Genomic DNA, 25027 nt, shown 5'->3' on the forward strand with positions numbered 1-25027 from the left:
GTTACTAAAACTGTTGCCCAAGGATAAAGTGTGTCTCCCAACCATTTTTCTGTGTTGTTCCTGGAGGTGCATCAAATCCATAACCGAAGTCAATTCCTAGTAAACCAAACATTGGCATAATCACACGTACTCCTAATCCAGCCGAGCGTTTTACGTCAAAAGGATTATAGTCTTTGAATGAATCATAGGCTGCTCCAGCTTCTGCAAATGATAATACATATACAGAGGCACTTGGTTTTAATGTAATAGGATAACGTAATTCTAGGGTGAATTTATTGTATATCGTACCTCCAATTTGTTCACCATATTGATTAATTGGTGTTAAGGCTTGGTTTTTGTACCCTCTTAACTGAACAACCTCACGGCCATCCAATGAAAAGTTTACTAATCCATCTCCTCCTACATAGAAACGCTCAAATGGAACAACCCCGCGGTTGTTATTGTATGCCCCCATATATCCGAATTCTCCTACAGTTCTGAATACTAATTTATCAAAAATTGTGGTATACCAATCCCCTTTGAATTTTAATTTGTAGTATTCTAACCAATTAAAACGTTTTTGATCGACTTTACTCGCATCTGCAGTGGCATCTTGCCAGTTGCTCACTGGTTGTCCTGCAGCATTTAAGTAGGTGCCTTCTGGAATAACTAAACCAGTATTCGGGTCAGTTTGTCCAGGTTTAGATCGGTATTTATAGTCTTGTTGATCAGCTAAATTTTTGTAATCCACATTATTGAATAGCGAGTATGGTGGGGTAAATTTTCCACTAATACTAAAGAACGAACCCATAGTTGGGAAGTTTGGATCCATTCCTCTACTGTCTCTCGTTAATTCGATTTGATATGCTAAGTTTCTAGAAGATCCGTCTCCAAAGGTAAATAATCCCGTGTTGTAGTTCTTCATGTCATAGTATTGGAAGCTAATTGTGTGTGATAATACAAAATAATCATCTGGTACACTTAATTGCTTCGCAACTCCAAACTGTAAGGTGGTAATGTTAAAACCTCTACTGCGGTCTGTTCTTCTGTTGTAGTAATCGTATAAATGTTGTGTACTGTAAGCAACGGTACCAAACAAATTCACGGGTTTTTTTCTACCTAGCCAAGGTTCAGAAAAACTCAAGCTGTAGGTTTGGTAGTATGAACTTCCCTGTAATCTCAAGGCTAACGACTGACCGTCACCCATAGGGAACGGATGATACGCTTTTTTATTGAAAATATTACGCAAAGAGAAGTTGTTGAACGACAATCCTAAGGTTCCGATGAACCCTCCTCCACCATATCCTCCTTGTAGTTCAATCTGACTCGATCCTTTTTCTGCTACTGACCATTCCACATCTACAGTCCCTGAGGTTGGATCTGGATTTAAAATGTCCGGTACGATGGCTTGCGCATCAAAAATATTCAAGGCTCCTAAACGTCGCATACTTTCCATTACCATAGCCTTACTCCAGATTTCTCCAGGTCTAGTTTTTAGCGTACGGTGAATCACGTGGTCATGTGTATACTCGTTTCCACGAACTGTAATATTATTGAAACGCGCAATGGGTCCTTCTGTAATTCGAATTTCAAAATCAATGGTGTCATTCGCTGTTTTTACCTCTACAGGCGTAATATTAGAGAATAAATACCCATTGTTTTGATACTGATTGGTTAAGTTGTAACCATCTGGATTTGATGGTTCGTCTATGCGTTTATTTAATAAAACACCGTTGTAAACTTCCCCTTTTTCAATCCCTAAAATACTTCGAAGTTGATTGTTCGTATAAACCGTATTTCCAATGAAGCGAATGTCTCCGATGTAGTATTTGTTTCCTTCCTCTACATCAATGTTAATCGCCATGCGATTCGTTTTTGGATTATATGCGGTTGTATCTGTGATAATACGTGCATCGCGGTATCCTTTCTCTTTGTATTTGTCTACCAAACGCATTAAATCCTCCTCGTATTTCGATTGGATGAATTTCGAAGGTTTGAAGATACGCATTGGGTTGAAGGGACTGCGTTTTTTCGTGTCTTTTAAGGCTTTACGCAACTGTTTGTTGGTCAATTGCTCGTTTCCATCAAAAGTAATATCTGAAATACGCACCTTTTTCCCTTTGTCAATACCAACCACTAAATCCACATATTTTCCTGTGGAATCTGTAGGTACGGTATTGAGGGTAACTTTCGTATTGTAGAACCCGTCTTTTTTGTACTTGTTTAAAAGGAAGTATTTTGTAGTAGAAAGCAAGTTCTCATTGACGATTTTACCCTTTGTCAATTTAGCCTCTTTTGTCACCGTTTCAGATTTGGTTTTCTTGAACCCTTTTACTTTGGCACTATTCAAACGAGGTAACTCATTTAAGGTAAGCTCTAAATTGATGGTATCGTTGACAACCGATGTTTCGTAAATATTAATGTCTTTAAAAAACCCGAGTTTCCACAGCTTTTTTAAAGCATCTGAAATCTCTTCTCCAGGAACAGAAATTTTTTGACCTTTATTTAAACCTGTAAAAGTTACAACCGTTTGCGGGTTGTAATTAATTTTACCAGTAACTTTTATATCTCCTAAAATGTAGGTTTTAGGGGTTTCTAAAGTAGGAATATTGTCCCCTTGCTGTGCTTGTGCACTACTACAAATTAGACCTGCAATAAACAGAGCAAAAAGTGAGATGCCTTTTTGAAACATTATTTTCGTTTTTATTTAATTTGTTCACTAGTTTTTCCAAATCTTCTCTCTCTCTTTTGATAAGATAGAATAGAACGATATAGTTCTTCCTCTGAGAAATCTGGCCATAATACCTCCGTAAAATACAATTCTGCATAAGCGATTTGCCAAAGCAAGAAATTACTTATTCTTTGCTCTCCACTGGTGCGAATTAACAAATCAACATCGGGCACATTATGCGTGTAAAGATGCTCATTAATAATTGATTCGTCAATATTGTATTCTGAAATTATATTATTTTTAACTTTAATAGAAATTTCCTTAATTGCGTGTATTATTTCTGCTCTGGAGCCATAACTTAATGCTAAAGTTACAGTCATCCTTTTGTTTTCTTTCGTTTTATCAATTGCGTCGGTTAATTTTTCTCTTACCTTCTGGGGGAGTAAATCAAGATTTCCTATCGCATTTAGTGCGATGTCATTTTTCATGAAAGTAGGAATTTCTTTGGTTAACGCTTTAATTAGTAATTCCATTAATTTGTCTACTTCATATTGGGGCCTATTCCAATTTTCTGTAGAAAAAGCGTATAGTGTTAAATACTGAACACCCAATTCTCCGCATGTGGTAATGGTTGTTCTAAGGGATTGTACGCCATTTTCATGGCCAATTGTTCGTAGAAAACCTCTTTGTTTAGCCCATCTACCATTGCCATCCATAATAATTGCAATGTGCTTGGGTAGATTGCTCATGTTAATTTGTTCTTTCAATTTCATTTAATCTGCGCAATAACAAGGATTATGTCCAAAAGTATAGCTTATCGTAATACCCGAAAAGAAAAACCAATCATTTCCATTCTTTCCAAAACGATAGCGTTTCGTATTCGCTGTGGTAGGATGACTGCCATCTAAATTATCCGTAAAAGTATACGTTGCGGTTACTTCTGCATTTATATTAATCTGAGGATTCAATCGAATTTTCATTCCTGCTGCAAAGGGAATTGCTGCAGTGTATTTCTTGTCTCCTTTTATCATCTTTTTGTTTCTGTGGTAAATGTCGGAATAACGTATTCCTGATATACCTGCATAGAGATACGGAGTCATAGCAAAGTTTTCTTGATGTAAATCAAATTCAAAAAAATTAAATTCGATACCCAAACTCAACTGTTGAAGCGTATTGTCAAAACGCAAGCCTCTTTCTTTTCTACTTTCACTCGATGCATCGGCGTCATTTCCCGTTAATTTGTGCTGACTAAAATTCAACCGATAGGAGTGTCGTGGACTTTTGTTCCATCGATAAAAAACATTATAGCCTATATTTTTTGGATTGATAAACTGCGTAGAACCAACGTCTCCTACATAGTTTGTACCCCCTAAGCCAAAGCCTACCTCATGAATTTGCGCATGGGCTAAAGGCATGGATAGTAGTAAGATAAATGTAATTAAGGCCTTTTTCATTTTGTTAAAATAATTCACAAATATAGTAATAATGAGCGCTCTTTGTTTGAAAAAAAATATTTTGTTGAACCAAATACGAACAAAATCTTGAACCAAACAATAAATGTAACGAAAAAAATAGCGTTTTTGTTGCGTTTTAATTGCGTTTATCTTCCCCCCACAACAATTTATTGCGCAGGGTTTTGATGAAGCTTTGTTGAGGAAACTCCACCAGGTTAATCGTAAAGGGCGCTTTTGAAATGGTTACTTCTGTTTCGTTATTTACTGCTTGCGTATTGCTATCAACAGAAAGTAAAAATTGACTTTCTCTGGCGTTTACTTTTAGTTTAATGGTAAGGTTATCGCGAATCACCAAGGGGCGAACATTCAAATTGTGTGGAGCTAAAGGCGTGAGGACAAAACAACCAGTTTCTGGTTCAATAATGGGACCTCCGCAACTCAACGAATAGCCCGTTGATCCTGAAGGAGTAGAGATGATTAACCCATCTGCCCAATAGGTTGCCAAGTACTCATCGTCAAGATAGGTCTCAACGGTAATCATAGAAGTCGTGTTTTTTCGAGAAACGGTGATATCGTTTAGGGCAAAATTAATGTCAAAATTTGAATTAGCTACGGGATCACATGCGATTGTTAACAAAGCCCTTCTCGATAATTTGTAGGTGTTCTGAAAGAGATGAGGTAAATGCTCTTCAAGAGTATCTTCTTGAATATTAGCTAAAAATCCCAATCGACCTGCATTGATTCCTACAATGGGGATATTTTTGTTTTTAATAAAATTTGCCGCGCGCAACATCGTACCATCTCCTCCAATACTGATAAAGAAATTGACGTCTGTTGGAAGCTCATTCTCATCGTCAAAGGTTTCATATTCCTTGGGAAGTAAATGAATCTCGTTCAACAACTGATAAAAATTGCTCTCAAAGATGATTGTAGGATGATAGGTCTCTAACACATCTAAAAGACGATGAACGATTTGTTGTACAATGGTTTTGTTGGTTTGCCCGTAAATTGCAAATTTCATACTAAAGGTTTAAAAATTTGTTTAGATAATTGGAGTGTTCAATCAACTTGCTCTGATGTAAATCTTCCTCATGATGAGAGAGGATGTCAAAGTCAAAACGGCGAAAGTCCTGAATAATTGTCTCGATGTTTTTTTGATTCAAACGCAAAAGAAGTTGTGTCTTGTCGTCCTTGGTCTGTAGCACGAGAATCCCCAATAGCTTGGTGTTGTTACTTTCTACAAGTTGAACCACGGTAGAAAGGCTATAAGCTTCTGATTTTGCCTCAATAATAAGGGTTGTTCCGGGTTCCGTTAAAAAGGTACTTTCTAGTAAATTCGCTGATACAGCTGTTTTTGGAAGCATCCCTTTTACTTGCATCGCTTCGTCTAACACTGGTAAAAGATTACTTGCGTGGCGCGTGAACGTATCAGTAATGCTGGCTAAATCGTCCGTTAAACGCACAAAAAAAGGCAGTACCTGATAGGTTAAGTTTCCTATCTGCTCTGTTTCATCTACCTCATACAAGAAATCCGTAGCAAGAGTGCCCAGCCATTTGTTGTCGGAATCGACAACTGCCAAATGAGAATAGTCATGTTGATCTAAAAAGTCAATAACCTCACTCACTTGCATGTTGCTAGTTAGTACAGGTACGTCGATAAGTAAAGATTCTAGAGTAATCAAAATAGGTTCGATTGAAATGCTGTTGCAAAATAATTAAAAATAAACCAATAAGCCTTACTTATACTTTGTATTTTTGTTTTTTAATATCTTAATTATGACAAAGCTATCGGTAAATATCAATAAAATTGCTACCTTAAGAAATTCAAGAGGAGGAAATGTACCTAATTTATTAAAAGTTGCTGAAGATGTTCAAACGTTTGGTGCTGCAGGGGTGACGATTCACCCTCGACCAGATGAACGTCATATTCGCTATCAAGATGCTAGAGATTTGGTTCAGGTTGTGCATACAGAATATAATATTGAGGGGAATCCCATGGATAACTTTTTAAAATTAGTCTTTGAATGCAAGCCTACACAAGTAACTTTAGTGCCTGATGCAGTAGATGCTTTGACTTCTAATGCTGGATGGGACACGGTAAAACACAAAGACTTCTTGACTGAAGTGATCCAGGAGTGCAAACAACAGGGAATTCGCACATCGATTTTTGTGGATCCTGTGTTGGAGATGATTGAAGGAGCTAAACTCGTAGGGACAGACCGTATTGAACTGTATACAGAAGAATTTGCTACACAATATGGTTTGGGAAATGAAAAGGGGATTGATCCTTATGTAAAAGCGGCAGAATTAGCTGTTGAGTTAGACTTAGGAATCAATGCGGGACACGATTTGAGTTTGGATAACATTGCCTTTTTTAAAGCGAATATTCCTCATTTACTAGAAGTGTCTATCGGACACGCTTTAATTGCAGAATCGCTTTATTTGGGGTTAGAAAATGTAGTTAATATGTATATTAATAAATTGAGTTAAGTATGGAAACGATTTTATATTCGAAAATTGAAGGAGAAGGAGGCATACCGATGTTGGTACTACACGGCTATTTCGGGATGTCGGATAACTGGAATACCTTTGGTAGACAGATGGTGGAAAAAGGGTATGAAATGCACTTAATTGATTTGAGAAATCACGGACGTAGTTTTCATTCAGACGAGTGGTCTTATGCGGTTATGGTAGAAGATATTATTCGTTATATGGACCATTATGCTTTAGGTGATGCTATAATATTAGGCCATTCAATGGGGGGGAAAGTAGCGATGCATTTGGCTACAAAATACCCAAACCGCGTAGAAAAATTGATTGTTGCTGATATTTCTCCTCGTACTTATGCACCTCATCACCAAGATATTCTAGATGCGTTGAATGCCGTTGATTTTACAACAAAACCATCGCGAAAAGAAGTGGACGAAATGGTAAGTGCACGTATTACTGATTTTGGTACTAAACAATTTTTATTGAAAAGCTTGTATTGGAAAGAACCAGATCAATTGGCCTTCCGATTTAATTTAGCTGTCTTTAATAAAGATGAAGACGTGGTAGGAGAAGGTATAGCTGAAAACGCCTTGTTTGATAAACCAACGCTTTTTGTACGCGGTGGTGCTTCTAAGTATATTCAGGAACAAGACGAGGTTCTCATTCAAAGACACTTCCCTCAAGCAGTGATTAAAACCATCCCCAAGGCTGGCCATTGGCTACATGCAGAAAATCCCCAATTGTTTTTTGAAATTGTCTCGGGATTTTTAGAATAGTAAACCAAACAAATAGTTATAGATAAAGGCTCTCGCAAGAATTGCGGGAGCCTTTTTTTGTTAGCAATAATGAAAGTGAAGTATGGTGTATTTGATAAGTGTAATAAAATGTGTTTTTTGTTTAAAAATGTAATTTTTGGATGTTAAAATAAAAAAAATAATATTTTTTAATTATTTTTTTATTTTCAAGAATTTGCAGTATAGTTAAATTTAACTTAAATTGGACCAGTTTTATTTTAGAATAAAAGAAACCTGAGGCCAACCAACACAGGTTTAGTATCAACCAACCTTAGATTGAACGATAGTTATGAAACAAAAAAACATTTTACTTCTCTGTATTTTACTTTTGCTGAGTCATGCTGCAAGTGCTCAATATTATAAGATGCACCATATAGCACCTGCTCCGTGGCAATATTGGAGTACCGCTAATCAGATTGTAATAGGAACTTTATCTACAGACCCTGTTGAGGTCCAATTGAAAAAAAGTGATGGAACGCTTTTGACTACGTTAACGGTTACAGCTAATAATCCGGTTTCTTATCGCTTTGTAGGAACGGCGAATACGCAGAATAGAAATGTAGTTAATACTACCTATAACGATCGGGGCTTATTGGTAGAAGCAACAGCGCCTGTATTAGTAAATATGCGAAATATTGCTTCGGATGCCACGGTAGGATGGACCTCTTTAGGGGTTGAAAATATTAAAGGTAATGCATCTTTAGTAAGTTTTGGCGAAGAAGGATTAGGTGTGGAGTTTCGTTTGGGATATTACAGACAAAGTACCCAAGGATTGTATGAAGATGCTCCAGTTTATTCCGTAATGGCAACAGAGGATGAAACGGAGATAGAAGTGCAACAGGCAACAGGCACAACGACCTTTACGTTAAATAATGGTCAAAGTCGACTGTTTAAAGCCCCTTTAGGAAGTCTGTTAACGGCAACAAAGTCGGTGGTAGTCAATGTCGGGAACTGGGGGGATACCCCTCGATTATGCGGACCAGGGGGAATAAATGGACAAGATGGAACTTTTGATCAAGTGGCTCCAGTGCATATGCTAGGTAATCGCTATTTGGTTGTGCGTGGGGAGGGTACAATTCCCAATGATACACAACGTAACCAGTTTTTGGGATCAGAACAAAGTTTAATTGTAGCAACCAAAGATAATACGACGGTTACAATCAAAAGTTTTACACCGCAAGGGGGGGAAACAGGAACAATGGTTACGCATGTTTTAGCTAATGCAGGAGATTATTATTCGTTTTATCATGGGGATGGTCGAAATCCAAACTCTTCAAGTTTAGTGATATCTGATAATGAAGTTATTGTCTATGCAGGAACTGCTGTTGAATGTGAAACGGATATTTCTACGGTATTGCCTATCGGAGGCTGTGCGGGCTCTATTAATATTCAAACAAAAAAATTTATAAATTACAACGATGGCGGTTTACCGTATATGGGATTTGCGATTATTGAGCACCCAACAGAAATCGTTTATCTCAACAACCAAAATATTGAGACGCTAACGGGAAGAACGCGTGTGGCACTCGGAGATAGTGGGCTGTATATGATTACTTTTACCCATACTTCTATTGGCAATCCTGAAAATATTGTCTTGCGTTCTGACTTACCGCTTACTGCTAGTTTAGTACAGCAAGGGGATGGATTCTCCATGTCTGCGTTTTTCTCTTCTTTTGGAGAGGCTGCTAAAGCGCCTATTAACATAAAGCAAAATGACGATTGTACGGTTCGACTAGAATCGGAAGAAGATTCTCTAGAATATGAGTGGTTTTTGAATGGAGAATCCCTAGAGATTACCACAGAAAACTTTATCGATGTGTCAGTAAGCGGCATGTATGCGGTAAAAATTAAAAAGGAATGTGGTTGGAGTAATATGTCTTTACCACTAGATGTGTTAGTAAAACCTTGTACGGATTTGTCTATTACTAAAAAAGTAAAATCACAAGATGATGGTGTTGCTGTATTTGAAATTGTAGTGAAAAATCTAGATGAAATTTTTACAGATCTTGAGGTAGTAGTTACTGATTTACTACCTTCTGGTTATGAATTTATCAGCTTTACAGCAACTCAAGGAAGTTATGATGCAGTAACTGGTGAATGGACAATTGGTGAGCTAGAACCACAAGAAGAGGTTCGTCTGGAAATTAAAGTAAAAATTAAAGGGGAGGGAGAATATTTGAACGTAGCAACTGTTGTTGGTGATAATATTGATCCTGATCTCGATAATAATAAATCAGAAGCTATTGTGGCATTGGGAAAACTCGAGTTTACGAAAAAAGTAGTGGAAGAGGATTACAATCGCATTGGTCAGCGAATTGCTTATGAGATTGTTGTGAAAAATATTGGTGAAATTGCCGTTAAAGATATTGTGTTAACGGATGAAAATGCAGATTCTGGATCATTAAGTCCATCGACAATTTCCATTTTAAACCCAAAAGAAGAGGTTCGCGTACAAGCTTACCATACTATTACAGAAGCCGATTTTAGAGCAAAACAAGTATTGAATCAAGCTTCGTTGACCGCAACTACACATGGTGGGACTATGGCGCAATTGTCTGATGATCCCACAACAGCTCAACGCAATGATCCAACGATTGCGCCTATCTTGTATCAAGCTGATTTACACGCGGTAAAAGATGATGGAATACAGTACTATATTCCAGGACAACAAACAACGTATACTATTGTAGTAGAAAACAAAGGACCCGGAACGGCTGTTGATGTTGAGGTTACAGATATCATGCCTGAAGGAGTGAAGCAGATGCAATGGTCGAGTTCGATGGGAACTTCAGGTGCAGGGGATTTGATGGATGTTATATCTGTGTTGGATGTTGGTGATCAAGTGACGTATAAGGTTACCTTGATTATTCCGCAAGATCATACGAATGCGTTTATTAACGTAGTTACTGTTGAAGCAGAAGGGAATGAAGATCCTGTAGAAGCATGTGATACGTGTAAAGATATCAATTACCAGAAAGTATTCATCCCGAGAGGAATTTCACCAAACGCTGATGGGATAAATGATTATTTGGATTTGAGTGCGTATAATGTGATTAGTCTGAAGGTGTATAACCGATTGGGAGTTATGGTGTATAGTGCTGGAGCCTACAAAAAAGAATGGTATGGACAATCTAATGCAGGGAATAAACTATTACCAGTGGGTACCTACTTCTACGTTATGCAGAATATCTTAAAGGACACCTATACAGGGTGGATTTACCTCCAATATTAAAATAGAATTCTTACGTTTTTTAGTTTATATTTTGAAGCGTTGTCTCTCTTGTGGAGGCAGCGCTTTTTGTTTTATATGAAACATCACTTTTTGTTAAGAATGTACTCAAAAATAATGCTGTTGTATTGTTGAATTAAGAAATAAAATGAAAATCTCTTAATAAAAGCAGGGTAAGGGTTTGAATTGTTTTTAAAAACAGAAGTATTGTTTCTATTTTTTCTTTTTTAGTGTTAAAGTGGGTATTAAAAATTTGTCAAATTAAGATATCTTTTTATATTTACTAGAAATGAAATAAAATAAGTGTTAATTATGATAAAAAAGGTAATATCAGTATCTCTACTGACACTATTAACTGCCTCTGTGTATGCGGGTGGTTATCGTGTTAGTATGCAAGGAAATAGACAGCTTGCAATGGGACATGCAGGGGTAGCGGTTATTAGTAGTGGTGCAGAATCACTTTTTTTTAACCCTGGGGCATCCGTTTATCTAGAGGACAAGTTCAACTTTTCTGCTGGGATGAATTATTTGGTCGCCGATACTAAATTTCAAAATAAGACTTACGATTGGGAAAATGATACCCGAAACCCGGGAACGCCTTTTTATCTCTATGGGACTTATAAAGCGACGGATTGGATGACAGTTGGTCTAGCGGTTTATACGCCTTATGGAAGCGCTGTAGATTGGGATCGGGATTGGCAAGGGTCTCATTTGGTTAATAATATTGACTTAAAAGCCTTTTATTTCCAGCCAACTGTTGCGATTAAAGTGAGCAAACACTTCAGCTTTGGTGGGGGACCTATCTTTGTAAATGGAGGAGTGACGTTTGATCGAAATGTAGCGCGTAACACCACCAATGAAGAGGGAAAACGTACCAGTGTAGAAATTGAAGCTAAAAATGTAACGGCTTGGGGATGGACTGCAGGTTATTTACTAAGTGTGGATGATCACCTGAGACTCGGGATGAATTATCGCTCTAAAATTATCATGAAAGAAACGAGTGGTAAGGCGAAGTTCTCTAATGTTCCTGGTTTTGGAAAAGACATCTATCAAGATGGTAAAATTAAGGCTGAAATGCCACTACCAGCAGAATTAACTGTTGGTGCTTCTTATACGTGGGATAAATGGGTATTTGCTTTTGATTACAATAGAACCTTCTGGAAAGTATATGATGCACTCGTGATAGATTTTGTTGACAGTACTGTGCCAAAATCAATCAATCCTAGAAATTATAAAGATTCAAGTACCTATCGTGTAGGGGCGCAATACAGCGTTAATGAACAACTAATTTTACGCGCGGGATGGTATTATGATGAAAGTCCTGTGCAAAAAGGCTATTTCGCTCCCGAAACACCTAGAAATGATTCCCGTGCTTATACTGGTGGTTTAACCTATAAGTTTAAAAATGGAATCGGAGTGGATCTTGTATTCTCTTATCTGCATTTTAGCGATACTAATAGTTCGTATGATTATTACGATGAAGATGGGCAAAATGTTTCCTTCGGAGGAACATATAAGTCAGCGGTTACTAGTGGAGGAATAGGAATTACGTATAGTTTTTAATGATTAAAGCGATTTAAAATGAAAAGAAAATATTTATATATAGCACCACTTCTCGCTTTTTTAGCAGCTGGATGTGAGCCTTCAATCAAAGATGAAATTAACTCAGGAACTTACTATGCCGGAGAAGCTGATTTTTCTTCCTATGTAGCGATAGGGAACTCTTTGACTGCAGGGTATATGGACGGAACGTTGTATCGCTCTGGACAGAAAAACTCTTTCCCTAATATCTTAGCGCAACAATTTAAAGTTGTTGGAGGAGGGGAATTTACTCAACCGCCTTTAGAGGATGATAGCAATGATGTTGGAGGGATGTTGATAAACGGTAGTCCACTACCTGGATTTGATACTAAATTAGTGATGAATATGTCAACGAGTAGCCCTGAAAATAAGAAGGGGACTGTGACGTTAGATGTAGCCAAAAGAGCACAAAAAGCGTATCACAATGCAGGGGTGCCGGGTGCAAAAACATTTCATCTCATCGCACCTGGTTATGGTAGTATGAGTAATTTGGTACTTGGAAAAGCAAATCCATATTTTGTGCGTACGGCTACTTCAGATGAAACAACAGTCATGGCGGATGTGATGACGCTGAAACCTACCTTTTTTACCAACTGGATTGGAGCAAATGACGTATTGGCCTATGCTACTTCAGGTGGAGAAGGTTTGGATCAAAATGAACAAGCTAGCGGAACAGATTTAACTCAATATGGGAGCAATGATATTACGCATGTAGGAGTGTTTAAAATGGCCTACGAAGGCATTGTGAATACGTTGACGAGTGGAGGGGCAAAAGGAGTGGTAGCAACGGTACCAGATGTAACGACTATTCCATTTTTTACTACAGTACCCTATAATCCTATTACAGCAGAAGCTGTAGTGAAACCAGGTCAAAACCCAGATGAGGTTTTTGGTCAGTTAAATACGTTGGTGGGGATGTTTAAAGAAATTCTGACGCAATTTGGACAAGGTGATCGCTTACAATTGTTGGATAAAGACAAAGCAAACCCACTGTTGATTCAAGATAAAACGCTGGAGAATTTAGAACCTCAATTGTATGGAACGATCAAATTCTTGGTGGCGTCAGGTACGTTCCCGTTTGAATTGACGGATCAACAGATTTCCTTTATCGCTAGTAGCTTTGGACAAGCTAGACATGCAACAGCAAAAGATTTGATGTTATTGACAAGTAGAGCTCAAATTGGAGCAGCTCTGAATACAGGGAATGCAACAATGGATGGGATGTTGATTAAGGGAATTACATTTCCTATCGAAGATAAATTTGTCTTGAATGAGGTAGAGCAAGAAAAAGTGCAAGCGGCAACAACAGCATTTAACACAATTATAAAAAGTGTGGCCAATGAGAAAGGATTGGCGGTTGCTGATATGAATGATTTATTGCGTAAAGCTGTGAGTGGATTAAAAGTAGAAGATGGACAAATTTATACTGCTGATTATTTTAAAGGCGTAGGAAATTTAAATACGGTAATGTTCTCCTTAGATGGTGTGCATTTGAACCCGAGAGGATATGCGTTTATCGCAGCTGAAATTTTACGCGTGATTAACAAGCATTACAAAGCGAATATTCCACTCGTAAATCCTGCCGTTTATCCAGGACCAACCCTAGTTTTACAAAATTAAAAAATGAAGTAAATGAGTTTTATTATTCGATTATTAGTTACAACGGCATTAGTCGTATTTCTTTGTTGGCTCTTGCCAGGTGTACACGTAACAGGATGGACCTCCGCGCTGTGGGTTGCTGTAGTAATGGGAATATTAAATGTGTTCTTGCGTCCTGTGTTGGTCTTTATGACCTTGCCCGCGACCATCGTTACCATGGGGCTATTCCTGTTCGTTATTAACGCCATCATTATTATGCTGAGCGCTTATTTTGTTGATGGTTTTCAAGTCAATGGATTTTGGTACGCATTATTATTTAGCTTAATCTTGGCTTTTTGCCAATCAATCGTAAATGGGATACTGCCAAATGACGAACGAAGACAGGGATAAAAAATTTAATAGTTGAAAGACAAACACTTAAAAAGTTGGACGGGTTGTAAAAATAATTTATTTTTGCAACCCAATTTTATATGTAAATACATCAAAAAATGAATATTACAAGAAATAATGTAGATGCTCTTAATGCAATTGTTACTATTGAACTTGCAAAAGAAGATTACCAAGGTAATGTAGATACTGTGTTATCTAACTATAAAAAGAACGCTAACGTTCCTGGATTTAGAAAAGGTGCTGTACCGATGAGTTTGATTCAAAAACAATACGGAAAATCTGTATTGTTCGAAGAAGTAAACAAAATGTTGCAAGAGAAATTGAATAATTATCTTGTAGAAGAAAAATTAGATATTTTAGGAAATCCACTTCCTGTAATGAGTGAAGACTTTGACTGGGATGCTGATGTATTAAAATTTGATTTCGAATTAGGATTAGCTCCTGAGTTTACTGTTGATTTGGAAGGTAAAACAAATGTGACTAAATTCACTATCGTTGCGGATGAGGCAATGTTAGACGAACAAGTAGAGTATATCCAAAAACAATACGGAAAGTTAGTATCGAAAGAAGCAGTTGAAGAAACTTCTGAATTAGTAGCTACAGTTACAAACGAAGAAGAAGGAATCAACAAAGAGGTGACAATCGCGGTTGCTGATTTCAGAACAAAAACAAACCAAAAGAAATTCTTAAACAAAAAAGTTGGAGATCAAGTTACGGTTAACACAAAAGGGTTATTCGAAGATGATCATAAACTAATGGATGTTTTAGGAATTGACCACGATAAAGTTCACGGATTAGAAGTGGATGTTGTTTTCACAATCAATGAAATCAACGAATCTGAAAAAGCAGAATTAAATCAAGAGCTTTTCGATAAATTGTTCGGCGCTGGTGTAGTAACTTCAGTAGAGCAATTGAAAGAAAAAATTAAAGAAGATGCAGAAAAACAATTCGCTTCTCAAGCGGATCAAAAATACTTAAACGATGTTTTTGAATCATTGTTAGAAACAACGTCATTTGATTTACCAGCAGAATTTTTGAAAAAATGGTTAATGACAGCTGGAGAAACAGTAATGACAGCAGAAGAAGCTGCTGCTGAGTACGAAAAATCGGAAAAAGGATTGCGTTACCAATTAATTGAAGGTAAAGTAATGACGCAATATGAATTACAATTATCTTTTGAAGATATTAAAGCGTACACAACAAAGTTAATTAAAGAACAATTGGCTCAGTTTGGTCAAACAGAACCAGATGATAAAACGGTTGAAGATATCGTAGCTAGAGTGATGTCAAACCAAGATGAGGTTAGACGTATCTCTGAACAAGCAATGAACGAAAAAATGCTAGCTTTATTTACAGATAAAGTAAAAGCGGAAGTGAAAGAAGTTTCTTACAAAGATTTCGTTAAGGAAATGTACGGAGAATAATTCTTTCCTGAAAAATAAGTATATTTGAGCGTCTATTTTAAATGAATAGACGCTCATTTTTTTAATCATAAACAGAAATAATTTATGGACTACGGAAAAGAATTTCAAAAATACGCAACAAAGCATCACGGAATAAACAGCATGTATTACGATAAAATCGTAAGTAGCATGACCCCTTACATTATTGAAGAACGTCAAATGAACGTAGCTTCTATGGATGTTTTCTCTCGCTTAATGATGGATCGCATTATTTTCTTGGGAACGGCAATTGATGATTATGTAGCGAACATCATTCAAGCGCAACTGTTGTTCTTGTCTAGTGTAGATAACGAAAAAGATATTAGTATTTACGTGAATTCTCCAGGTGGAGGAGTGTATGCTGGTTTGGGAATTTACGATACGATGCAATTTATTAAACCCGATGTAGCGACTATCTGTACAGGAATGGCTGCTTCTATGGGGGCTGTTTTGCTATGCGCAGGAGCGGATGGTAAACGTTCGGCTTTACCTCACTCTCGAGTGATGATTCACCAGCCGTTAGGAGGAGCACAAGGGCAAGCTTCAGATATTGAAATTACAGCAAGAGAAATTTTAAAATTAAAAGATGAACTATATCAAATCATAGCAAAACACAGTGGGCAAACCATGGAGAAAGTACATCATGACAGTGATAGAGACTACTGGATGATTGCGGAAGAGGCAAAAGCCTATGGTATGATTGATGAGGTTCTAATTAGAGAATAAATATGGCGAAAGAAGAAATGAGATGTTCTTTTTGCGGGCGTCCAAAATCAGAAACAGCGATTCTCATTGCGGGAATTGATGCGCATATCTGTGATCGTTGTGTGGACCAAGCGTATGGAATCGTTCTCGAAGAAGAAGATGCAAAACACTTAGAAGGGTTGTCGAATGAGCTATTGCTGAAAAAACCAATGGAAATTCGCGCTTTCTTAGATGAATACGTAATCGGACAAGATCAAACAAAAAAAGTAATGGCTGTGGCGGTTTATAATCACTACAAGCGTTTATTACAAGAAATGAATGGTGAGGAGGAAGATATTGAAATCGAAAAGAGCAATATCTTAATGGTAGGACAAACGGGAACAGGAAAAACGTTGGTTGCTAAAACGATTGCCAAAATGCTAAATGTACCTTTGGCTATTGTAGATGCAACCGTGTTGACTGAAGCGGGATACGTAGGAGAAGATGTGGAAGGTATTCTGACGAAATTGCTACAGGCTGCAGATTACGAGGTAGATAAGGCAGAACGCGGAATTATTTTTATTGACGAGATTGATAAAATTGCACGTAAAAGTGATAATCCTTCTATTACCCGTGATGTGTCTGGCGAAGGAGTTCAGCAAGCTTTGTTGAAATTACTAGAAGGAAGCATTGTTAACGTGCCACCTAAAGGGGGAAGAAAACACCCGGATCAAAAATTTATTGAAGTAAATACCAAAAATATTCTCTTCATTGCTGGTGGTGCTTTTGACGGAATTGAACGCATCATTTCTAAGCGATTGAATTTCCAATCCGTGGGGTATGGTTCAATCAAAGAAGGGGATAAAGTAGATCGCACGAATTTGATGCAGTATATTATTCCGAAAGATGTAAAAGACTTTGGATTAATCCCTGAAATTATTGGTCGTCTGCCTGTTTTAACCTATATGAATCCATTGGATAGAGAAACGCTACGTGCGATTCTTACAGAGCCTAAAAATGCGTTAATCAAGCAGTATGAGAAATTGTTCGATATGGATGGAATCTCCTTTACTATTACGGATGATGCGCTAGATTATATTGTAGATAAAGCCTTAGCGTACAAATTAGGCGCAAGAGGATTGCGTTCACTTTGTGAGGCTATCTTGACAGATGCGATGTATGAGCTACCGAGTAAAGAAGAAGTGAAAGAATTAGTCGTTGATCGTGTATATACGGAACAAGCGTTGAACAAAAACTTAATGCAGCGATTAGAAGCAGCGAGTTAGTTTACAGTTGACGGTTTATAGTATGAAATACAAGAAGAGAAGCAGTGTTGGATGAAAGTCCAACACTGTTTTTTTGCATATAAATAGTGTGTCATAAACAAAAAAAGTCCCAAGTTATACACTTGGGACTTTCTGTACTCGAGGCGGGACTTGAACCCGCACGAACATTACTGTTCACTGGATTTTAAGTCCAGCGTGTCTACCACTTCCACCACTCGAGCCTCTACTCATCAGTATTAGAACTGTTTTGCGAGTGCAAAGATAGAATAATAATAGCGTCTCGCAAGAAAAAAATTAATAAAAAGAAATGTTTTTTTCTTTCTCAATTTTTACTTGCTGATAATCAGTGTTTTTATTCTTTATTTTTTTCTTCTTCTTGTTAATCTTCAGGAAAATCGCTAAAAATATCTACAGATAAGTCAAGGGTTTCTGCTGTTACAAAATTCTGAATAACCTCTTCAATGCCATTTTCAAAACGCAATTCGGTATTGAATCGGCGACTTGTACCATAGGTGTTGCCTTCAATCACGGTTTTAAAGTAAAATTTTCCACTGGGGGTTTTGAAGCGAATAGCTTCTACGGCGGAGAAGTTGCTTTTGAGATAATCTATGGTTTGGTAAACTGCTTCTTTTGTGGTGTGTTCTTGGCTAGTCAGTAGAGTTCGTCCTCTTCGATGTTCAAATGTGAACTTATACGTCTCATTTTCTTTCTGGCTAATAACGATTGCGCTCATAATAAAAATGTACTAAATTCAATATAATTTCGGTCAACTAAAAATCGGGAGTGTATCAGCAAATGACAATCCGCTAATACAGAGCAAAAAAAAATCCCAAGCGTTAACTTGGGACTTTTTGTACTCGAGGCGGGACTTGAACCCGCACGAACATTACTGTTCACTGGATTTTAAGTCCAGCGTGTCTACCACTTCCACCACTCGAGCGTAATAAAATTACTGAGCGAAAAACGGGGTTCGAACCCGCGACCTCAACCTTGGCAAGGTTGCGCTCTACCAACTGAGCTATTTTCGCATATCTTATAAGATCGTGCAGTACTTCTGTATTGCGAGTGCAAATATAAAATAGAAATTGTTGTTTTCCAAGCTTTTTTATAGATATAATTCTGTTTTTATTGCTTTTGCTTGATAATGAAAGTATTAAGCTTTTATTTTTTTACCCTGTTTGCTTTGGCTTGATGAGACTGTATTTTGCGATTCAATTAATCAGGAGATTATTTCTTTTTTTATGTTAATGCATTTTTTGTTTCTTAACTTTTAATTTGAATTTTTAATTTGTTAATTTTCCTTTTTTTATGTTTAATTATTAAAAATATTTACTGTTATTTCCTTATATTGTTGATTGAAGAATGGTTTTGAGCGGAATGGTTCTAAATAGTATTGTTAATTAGTTAACAAACATGAATCTCTTTGTGCAGAAACCCCGTTAGTAGTGATGTATAACCAAATGAACCAGTATGAATAAAATTACGCATTTACCCGTTTGTGAAAAAAATAAAGCAAAACGAAGCCGGTGGCTGGCTGGCTGGCTTCTTTTTTTTACCTTATTTAGCAGCTCTTTTGCCTTCGCTCAATTTCCATCACCTTATTGTGACGTGGAAGGGGGCGACGTGGAAGAAATTACAAAAATTGAATTCGTAGGGGTTGAAATTAACAATACCAATGACGTCGATTTATTAGTTGATTTCACTGCAAATGTAGCAGAAGTAACAGCAGGGCAAACCTATACGCTAACCGTTCAAGGAAATACGTATGGAGAAGAAAATAAACTCTATGCTTTTATTGATTGGAATCAAAATGGTGTTTTAGATGATGCAGGGGAAGTATATGTAATTGGAGTCTTGGATGATTCTAATGGTGCTGATGGACAAAGTATTTCGATTGATATTACGGTGCCGACGACGGCGGTAGCAGGTGAAACGCGAATAAGAATTACCAAAACGTGGATTTTTGATGAATTCTTGGAGGCTAATCCGGATCCGTGCTGGATTAGTGGGATTTATATCGGTTATGATTTGGAGGATGATTCTTATGGTCAGGCGATTGATTTTACCTTGAATGTGGATTCGGATAACGAAGCTCCTGAACCAGGAGAAAGTTGTGAAATCGGAATTCATCTAACGTTCCCAGAGTATGGCGATGTAACTATTTGGAAGTTGCTGGATGCCGATGGGACTGCTGTTCTTAGTGGTGGTCCTTATAATTATTTGATATATGAGGATTTTGAGATTCATAACACCTATACAGGGGCAAATCCGCCGTATTCACTGCAAATTCAAATTGATGATTCGTTCTACTGGTCTTGTGATAATATAGTGGAATACGAGGTGACGGTTGGTGGAGTAGTTGATGTTTCAGGTACGCTTGACGCTTGTATGGAGGAACGTACTGAAAGTTATCCGATTAATGGGTGTGTAATAGGTTGTATGCCACCGACAACGTTGACAAAAACAAATAGTACAACTACAGGTTTTACCTTGAGTTGGACAAGTGATGGAGATCTGTTTGAAATTGAATATGGACCTGCTGGTTTTACACAAGGAAGTGCAGCTGCAACAGTTATTCAAAATATTACAACGACTTCATATACCTTTACTAATTTAGTGAATGATACGGCTTATGACTTCTATGTTCGTAGAATTTGTACGGAAGAAGGAGAAGAAAGTCAATGGAAGGGACCTTTAGTATTTGATGATTTTATTGTGACTCCTTCTCCTTGGCATGAAGATTTTAGTGGCGGATTAACTTATCCGTTAGGATGGAAGCAGGTGGATGGTGTAACTTGGGAATTTTCTCAGATGACAGCGGATCGTGGAACTAGTATAAGTGCATATTTGTATGATTTTTCCTTTTTAGGAGCAGAACCCGAGGCACGTTTTTCAACCATTACGGTTGGCCCTTTACACTATGGTGATACGTTGTCTTTTGATTATTTATTCACGGATGCTTATGGAGGTTTGGCTTATGCTGGATTAGGCCATTTAGAGGTAGAAATGTCAACCGATTTTGGTACGACCTATGAACCACTAGCGAGAATAAATAGTAATGGAACCAGTGGATGGCAAACATTTACACATGAATTAGAAGATTATGCGGGGATGTATGTGAAGTTTAGAGTGAAAGCGGTTATTGATGATTATTTTGCTGAATTTGAAGTAGCTTTGGATGATTTTGATATTTCAGGAGGGGTTGATTGTGAGGAGGTTACTGCGGCAGAAGTAGAGGTGATAGCGAATGAAATGGTGCTTACTATTACCTCTGAAGGAACAACCTTTGATATAGAATATGGATTTGCTGGCTTTGAACGAGGAACAGGAACTACTGTAGAGTCTATCACTTCTCCTTATGTCTTTACGGGTCTATTGACCAGTAGAGAATACGAGGTTTATGTGCGTGCACTGCCTTGTGGTACATGGTTTGGACCAGTTCCTTTTACTAGTTTACCTCCAGAAAATCAGATTATTACAGCGGAAGATGTGGAAAAAGTATATGGGGATCTTCCTTTTGTTCAGGGAACATCAGACAGCGGTTTGGCTTTGAGTTATATGGTAGAGGATGAAACCGTGGCTCAATTTGAAAATGGTAAATTAGTGATTAAAGGTGCTGGAACAACAACAGTTACTGCTAGTCAAGCAGGGAATAATGCTTATTTGCCTGCAGAGGATGTAACTTTTACGTTAACTGTTACTAAGGCAATGCTTACTGTACAAGTAGATGCTGGACAAGAAAAGAGATATGGAAGTGAAGACCCGACGTTTACGTATTCCGTAACAGGATTTAAATATGAGGATTCAGCTGCTGTTTTAACGGGTACATTGGATAGAGAACCAGGAGAAGAAATAGGAACGTATCCAATTACTCAAGGAACCTTAGATGGTGGAAGAAATTATGAAATTGCTTTTACTAGCGCTGATTTTGAGATTTTAATTGCAGAGTTACTTATCATTGCGGAAAATCAAACCAAAGAATACGGAGAAGATGATCCTGTATTCACGTATCGTGTAACGGGCTTGCTACATGGTGATACGGCTGAGGATGTACTAACTGGAACATTAGGGCGTGAAGCCGGAGAAAATGTAGGAACCTATGCGATTAATCAAGGTGAACTACAACAGCTTGGTTCCAATTATGAATTGAGTTTTCAAGGAGCTGAAATGCGTATTACACCTGCAAACTTGGTTGTTGTAGCGCATGAAGGTATTCAAAAAGTGTATGGGCAGACAGATCCAACTTTTGAATATACTGTAACTGGTTTGAAATGGAATGATACAGCGGTAACTGCTTTAATAGGAACATTAGGCAGACAAATGGGGGAAAATGTTGGGCTATATGGTTATGCTATAGGTAATTTACAAGCGCTACATGAAAATTATAGTCTAACAGTATCAGATCTTGAAAAGTTTGAAATTACCCCTGCACCTTTGGAAATAGAGGTTATCGAAAATCAATTTAAAACGTACGGTACAGCCGATCCTATCTTGACGTTTAATACGATAGGTTTACAAAGAGGAGATTATCCTGTCCAAGTGATTACGGGGCGTTTAACTCGTGATGCAGGAGAAGAAATAGGATTATACGCTATCAATCAAGGTACTTTGGCTGTGAATAACAACTATGAATTGATCTCATTTACTGGGGCTGATTTTGAAATTAAACAAGGTCAAATTACAGGGTTGTCCTTGCCAAATCGAGTATTCGTTTATGATGGACAAGTGAAAGCCCTTCAAGTAGAAGGAAATATTCATTCTGAGGTAACCATTACGTATACCAATAACCATCAAACGGAAGTGGGAGACTATGCCGTGACAGCTGTAGTAGATTATGGGTCTGCATTTGAAACTATTACCTTACAAGGCATGTTGAAAATTGTAAAAGCAGATCAAACGATTGATTTTGATACGCTAACGACTGTAGTGATTGAAGATACTCCAACGTTACAGTTGACCGCCACAGCAAGTTCAGGATTGCCTGTTTCTTATCGCATTGACGATCCAATCGATCAAGAGGTGGCAACTGTGGATGCACAAGGAATGGTGCGTTTCTTGCGCCCAGGATTTGTTACTCTAACAGCTTATCAGCCTGGAAACGAAAATTACAACCCAGCCATACCTGTTTACCGAACCATTGAAGTAACGAGTCGAGCGGTAGGAATTGAAAACTTAATTATTGACGGCATTTCCTATGGAAAACCAGAGAAAGAAGTTTATGTGATTATTGGGTGTGATCATCCACAAGATCAAGTTGTTATTGAGGTTCAAGTAATGGAGGGAATCGTCGTGTCTCCATCGAATTACATCACCGTAGCAGTTAAAGATTACGGTAGTTATAAGCAAGTAATTACAGTTACTTCTCCTCGTGGAACTGAGCAGGAAACGTATACAATCTATATCGACAAACGCATTAGTACAACAAACATTGTATACCAAAAATACAACAATATGTTGTTGGTTAATAATAACAAACAGACCAATGGAGGCTATGTGTTCAAAGGATATGAATGGTTTAAAAATGGAGAATCTATTGGCAACCAACAGGCCTATTCTGCAGGAAATAATTTCGGAGATGTGTTGGAAGTGGGGGCAGAATATCATGTAGTACTAACATTACATAATGGCAAGAAGATTGTGACTTGCCCAATTGTAATTGAGAATAAAGAAGCGGAAAATTTTGGAGTTTATCCAAATCCAGTGCAGAGAAACCAAATGCTTCACGTTCGTTTTGATAACCACCACCAAGTGGTGAGCTATGTAATTTATAATATCAAAGGACAGTTGATCAAACAAGGTGAATTTGCCGCAGGAGATCAAGCAAATCAAATTGAGATTCCTTCCACCTTCGCTGTAGGATCTTATATTTTGGTTCTTAAAGAAAATGGAGTGCAAAAAAGTGTACCTTTTATTGTGAGAGAATAATAGTGACTTAGTTACTATATATTTGGTTATAATCAGTGAATGAAAAAGCCCCAAGCAATTTGTTTGGGGCTTTTTTTATGTGATAGTCTAGGTTACATAGGTGTTATTTACGCGCATCCAGTTCTTCTTGTGGAATAGGTAGTTGAAAACGTTTGTCTAACGGTGTAAGACTTACTAGTGTACGGTGATTACCAGTACGGGTAATTCCTCTTAGCAATCGCTTTGCATCAAACCACTCCACGCCACATTCTCCATAAAGCTCCTTTCTTCTCTCGAGTAAAAGGGCTTCTAGTAAATCGGTTCCGTGGACGTTTACTGGTGCGGCTTCAGTATCTCTATTTTGACGGATGAGATTCAGTAAGGTTAGTGCTTTGTTTTCATCTTGTAAATGATACGCTGCTTCTGCATCAATTAAAATCAGTTCGGGATAACGTATAATTGGAATATCTACCTCAAATGTAAAGGTAAACTTAGAGGTAACATATTCTTGCCAATCTCCTGCTGGTTTTTCGTAGAAATTGCTGAATAAATTACGCACATCAGTGGAGCTAAATTGCTGAACAAAAGCATCATTAATAAAGGTTCCGTGATAAGCCACAGCGACGTGATCCATCATCGCATGTGGATGGGAACGGTAATAAACTGTTTGATCAGCACTTTGAGGTAAGGCCCATAGCCATTCAGCAGCCTGAATTGAAGCGAAACCTTGGTTGTATTCTTCAGGATGTAAAACTTCTAGTGGCTGACCACCATAAGCGGAAACAGCATTTTTTTGTGCGAGTTCCCATTTTCCCATGTATTGATAGACCTGGGCTAAAAATGCCTGAGCTACCGCTTTGTTGAGGTAGGATTTATTTATTCTTTCTGTTCCTAAACGCGTAATGGCCTCCTCTAAGTCAGTTACAATTCTACTAAAGAACTCCTCCTTATTAGAAAAAGGCGCTGGAGTAGTGGTCGGTGCGGTATAAATAGGTGGAAATACACTATTTTCTGGAGCTAAATAGGCCTCTCCAAACTCAATCGCTAGTTGAAAATAGTAATAACCTCGTAACGCAAGGGCTTGTCCTAGTAACTGGTCTTTGTCTGCTGGACTGATTTTACTACTGTTTTCAACGCCTTGGATAAAATTATTGACCTGATCAATAATTTTATAAGGCAATCGCCAAGAAAATACACCTCGCGTACCGGTGCTAGTATAGATTTGGTAATCGTAATCATCGCCAAACCAGATTTGTTTTTGAATTAAATCCGAACCTTTAACGCTTCGAGCAAATAAAATACTGTGAAGACCCGAGGCTTCATCATTAATCATGGACATGCGTTGGAGACGCAAAATACCCGATAGAAAGGAAGTTGCTCCTTCTGTACTTCCGAAAACGATATCTGGTGAAATGCTATTTTTTGGTTGAGGGTCATCCAAAAAATCAGAGGAACAACCGATAAGAGTACTCCCTAAAAAAAGGAACGCCACAGTTTTTATAAAAAATTGTATCATGTTTGTAC

17 protein-coding genes and 3 tRNA genes are annotated in these 25027 nt (G+C 37.7%); 10 read left to right on the top strand and 10 right to left on the bottom strand.

Annotated elements, in window-relative coordinates; translation table 11 throughout:
• Positions 1–4: 4 nt before the first annotated feature.
• The 5 genes from ACLJX0_RS03990 to ACLJX0_RS04010 all read right to left on the bottom strand — a co-directional run bounded on the left by ACLJX0_RS03990 (position 5) and on the right by ACLJX0_RS04010 (position 5786).
• Complete coding sequence (locus ACLJX0_RS03990) at positions 5–2671, bottom strand: outer membrane protein assembly factor (protein WP_410878658.1); 2667 nt, start codon at positions 2669–2671, stop codon at positions 5–7.
• Positions 2672–2682: 11 nt separating this feature from the next.
• Positions 2683–3423, bottom strand: coding sequence for an isoprenyl transferase (locus tag ACLJX0_RS03995; protein ID WP_410878660.1), 741 nt, complete (start codon positions 3421–3423; stop codon positions 2683–2685).
• On the bottom strand, positions 3424–4104 hold the full coding sequence (locus tag ACLJX0_RS04000) for a DUF6089 family protein (RefSeq protein WP_410878662.1): 681 nt from the start codon (positions 4102–4104) through the stop codon (positions 3424–3426).
• 136 nt (positions 4105–4240) lie between these two features.
• Entirely contained in the window at positions 4241–5125 is an 885-nt protein-coding gene (locus ACLJX0_RS04005; protein WP_410878664.1) for an NAD kinase, read from the bottom strand.
• A gap of 1 nt (position 5126) precedes the next feature.
• Positions 5127–5786 carry a CBS domain-containing protein gene (locus tag ACLJX0_RS04010; protein WP_410878666.1) on the bottom strand — a complete coding sequence of 220 codons (660 nt, stop codon included), beginning with the start codon at positions 5784–5786 and terminating at the stop codon, positions 5127–5129.
• Positions 5787–5880: 94 nt separating this feature from the next.
• Here ACLJX0_RS04010 and ACLJX0_RS04015 point away from each other — a divergent pair, with 94 nt between their 5' ends.
• The 9 genes from ACLJX0_RS04015 to clpX all read left to right on the top strand — a co-directional run bounded on the left by ACLJX0_RS04015 (position 5881) and on the right by clpX (position 17599).
• On the top strand, positions 5881–6594 hold the full coding sequence (locus ACLJX0_RS04015; RefSeq protein WP_410878668.1) for a pyridoxine 5'-phosphate synthase: 714 nt from the start codon (positions 5881–5883) through the stop codon (positions 6592–6594).
• Positions 6595–6596: 2 nt separating this feature from the next.
• Positions 6597–7370 carry an alpha/beta fold hydrolase gene (locus ACLJX0_RS04020; RefSeq protein ID WP_410878670.1) on the top strand — a complete coding sequence of 258 codons (774 nt, stop codon included), beginning with the start codon at positions 6597–6599 and terminating at the stop codon, positions 7368–7370.
• A gap of 307 nt (positions 7371–7677) precedes the next feature.
• Positions 7678–10620, top strand: a complete 2943-nt coding sequence (locus tag ACLJX0_RS04025; RefSeq protein WP_410878672.1) for a gliding motility-associated C-terminal domain-containing protein — start codon at positions 7678–7680, stop codon at positions 10618–10620.
• Between the two features lie 309 nt (positions 10621–10929).
• Complete coding sequence (locus tag ACLJX0_RS04030; protein WP_410878674.1) at positions 10930–12180, top strand: OmpP1/FadL family transporter; 1251 nt, start codon at positions 10930–10932, stop codon at positions 12178–12180.
• 18 nt (positions 12181–12198) lie between these two features.
• Positions 12199–13818, top strand: coding sequence for a hypothetical protein (locus tag ACLJX0_RS04035; protein ID WP_410878676.1), 1620 nt, complete (start codon positions 12199–12201; stop codon positions 13816–13818).
• 12 nt (positions 13819–13830) lie between these two features.
• Positions 13831–14187, top strand: coding sequence for a phage holin family protein (locus ACLJX0_RS04040; RefSeq protein WP_410878678.1), 357 nt, complete (start codon positions 13831–13833; stop codon positions 14185–14187).
• A gap of 98 nt (positions 14188–14285) precedes the next feature.
• The gene (tig, locus tag ACLJX0_RS04045) at positions 14286–15611 is read left to right on the top strand and encodes a trigger factor (protein WP_410878680.1); all 1326 of its coding nucleotides are present in this window, start codon (positions 14286–14288) and stop codon (positions 15609–15611) included.
• An 84-nt stretch (positions 15612–15695) separates the two neighbouring features.
• Positions 15696–16355, top strand: coding sequence for an ATP-dependent Clp endopeptidase proteolytic subunit ClpP (gene clpP, locus ACLJX0_RS04050; RefSeq protein WP_410878682.1), 660 nt, complete (start codon positions 15696–15698; stop codon positions 16353–16355).
• A gap of 2 nt (positions 16356–16357) precedes the next feature.
• Positions 16358–17599 (top strand): ATP-dependent Clp protease ATP-binding subunit ClpX, encoded by a 1242-nt coding sequence (clpX, locus tag ACLJX0_RS04055; RefSeq protein ID WP_410878684.1) that lies wholly within the window; start codon positions 16358–16360, stop codon positions 17597–17599.
• 135 nt (positions 17600–17734) lie between these two features.
• Here the strand turns inward: clpX and ACLJX0_RS04060 are convergent.
• From ACLJX0_RS04060 to ACLJX0_RS04075, 4 genes are all read right to left on the bottom strand, one after another.
• Positions 17735–17820: transfer RNA gene (locus tag ACLJX0_RS04060), tRNA-Leu, on the bottom strand.
• Positions 17821–17978: 158 nt separating this feature from the next.
• Positions 17979–18332 carry a hypothetical protein gene (locus ACLJX0_RS04065; RefSeq protein ID WP_410878686.1) on the bottom strand — a complete coding sequence of 118 codons (354 nt, stop codon included), beginning with the start codon at positions 18330–18332 and terminating at the stop codon, positions 17979–17981.
• A gap of 121 nt (positions 18333–18453) precedes the next feature.
• Positions 18454–18539, bottom strand: a tRNA-Leu gene (locus ACLJX0_RS04070).
• 15 nt (positions 18540–18554) lie between these two features.
• Positions 18555–18627: transfer RNA gene (locus ACLJX0_RS04075), tRNA-Gly, on the bottom strand.
• Positions 18628–19069: 442 nt separating this feature from the next.
• On the opposite strand from ACLJX0_RS04075, the gene ACLJX0_RS04080 reads away from it, so the two are divergent.
• Positions 19070–23524, top strand: a complete 4455-nt coding sequence (locus ACLJX0_RS04080) for an MBG domain-containing protein (RefSeq protein WP_410878688.1) — start codon at positions 19070–19072, stop codon at positions 23522–23524.
• Positions 23525–23627: 103 nt separating this feature from the next.
• On the opposite strand, the gene ACLJX0_RS04085 is transcribed toward ACLJX0_RS04080, so the two are convergent.
• Entirely contained in the window at positions 23628–25019 is a 1392-nt protein-coding gene (locus tag ACLJX0_RS04085) for a RagB/SusD family nutrient uptake outer membrane protein (protein WP_410878690.1), read from the bottom strand.
• Between the last annotated feature and the right edge of the window lie 8 nt (positions 25020–25027).

The organism is Myroides sp. DW712 (genome assembly GCF_046557355.1).
Classification (GTDB): Bacteria; Bacteroidota; Bacteroidia; order Flavobacteriales; family Flavobacteriaceae; genus Flavobacterium.

Bases quoted from the DNA above. Each gene is read 5' to 3' on its own strand.
- ACLJX0_RS03990 (WP_410878658.1), bottom strand. From the start codon at position 2,671: ATGTTTCAAAAAGGCATCTCACTTTTTGCTCTGTTTATTGCAGGTCTA.
- ACLJX0_RS03995 (WP_410878660.1), bottom strand. From the start codon at position 3,423: ATGAAATTGAAAGAACAAATTAACATGAGCAATCTACCCAAGCACATT.
- ACLJX0_RS04000 (WP_410878662.1), bottom strand. From the start codon at position 4,104: ATGAAAAAGGCCTTAATTACATTTATCTTACTACTATCCATGCCTTTA.
- ACLJX0_RS04005 (WP_410878664.1), bottom strand. From the start codon at position 5,125: ATGAAATTTGCAATTTACGGGCAAACCAACAAAACCATTGTACAACAA.
- ACLJX0_RS04015 (WP_410878668.1), top strand. From the start codon at position 5,881: ATGACAAAGCTATCGGTAAATATCAATAAAATTGCTACCTTAAGAAAT.
- ACLJX0_RS04020 (WP_410878670.1), top strand. From the start codon at position 6,597: ATGGAAACGATTTTATATTCGAAAATTGAAGGAGAAGGAGGCATACCG.
- ACLJX0_RS04025 (WP_410878672.1), top strand. From the start codon at position 7,678: ATGAAACAAAAAAACATTTTACTTCTCTGTATTTTACTTTTGCTGAGT.
- ACLJX0_RS04030 (WP_410878674.1), top strand. From the start codon at position 10,930: ATGATAAAAAAGGTAATATCAGTATCTCTACTGACACTATTAACTGCC.
- ACLJX0_RS04035 (WP_410878676.1), top strand. From the start codon at position 12,199: ATGAAAAGAAAATATTTATATATAGCACCACTTCTCGCTTTTTTAGCA.
- ACLJX0_RS04040 (WP_410878678.1), top strand. From the start codon at position 13,831: ATGAGTTTTATTATTCGATTATTAGTTACAACGGCATTAGTCGTATTT.
- tig (WP_410878680.1), top strand. From the start codon at position 14,286: ATGAATATTACAAGAAATAATGTAGATGCTCTTAATGCAATTGTTACT.
- clpP (WP_410878682.1), top strand. From the start codon at position 15,696: ATGGACTACGGAAAAGAATTTCAAAAATACGCAACAAAGCATCACGGA.
- clpX (WP_410878684.1), top strand. From the start codon at position 16,358: ATGGCGAAAGAAGAAATGAGATGTTCTTTTTGCGGGCGTCCAAAATCA.
- ACLJX0_RS04065 (WP_410878686.1), bottom strand. From the start codon at position 18,332: ATGAGCGCAATCGTTATTAGCCAGAAAGAAAATGAGACGTATAAGTTC.
- ACLJX0_RS04080 (WP_410878688.1), top strand. From the start codon at position 19,070: ATGAATAAAATTACGCATTTACCCGTTTGTGAAAAAAATAAAGCAAAA.
- ACLJX0_RS04085 (WP_410878690.1), bottom strand. From the start codon at position 25,019: ATGATACAATTTTTTATAAAAACTGTGGCGTTCCTTTTTTTAGGGAGT.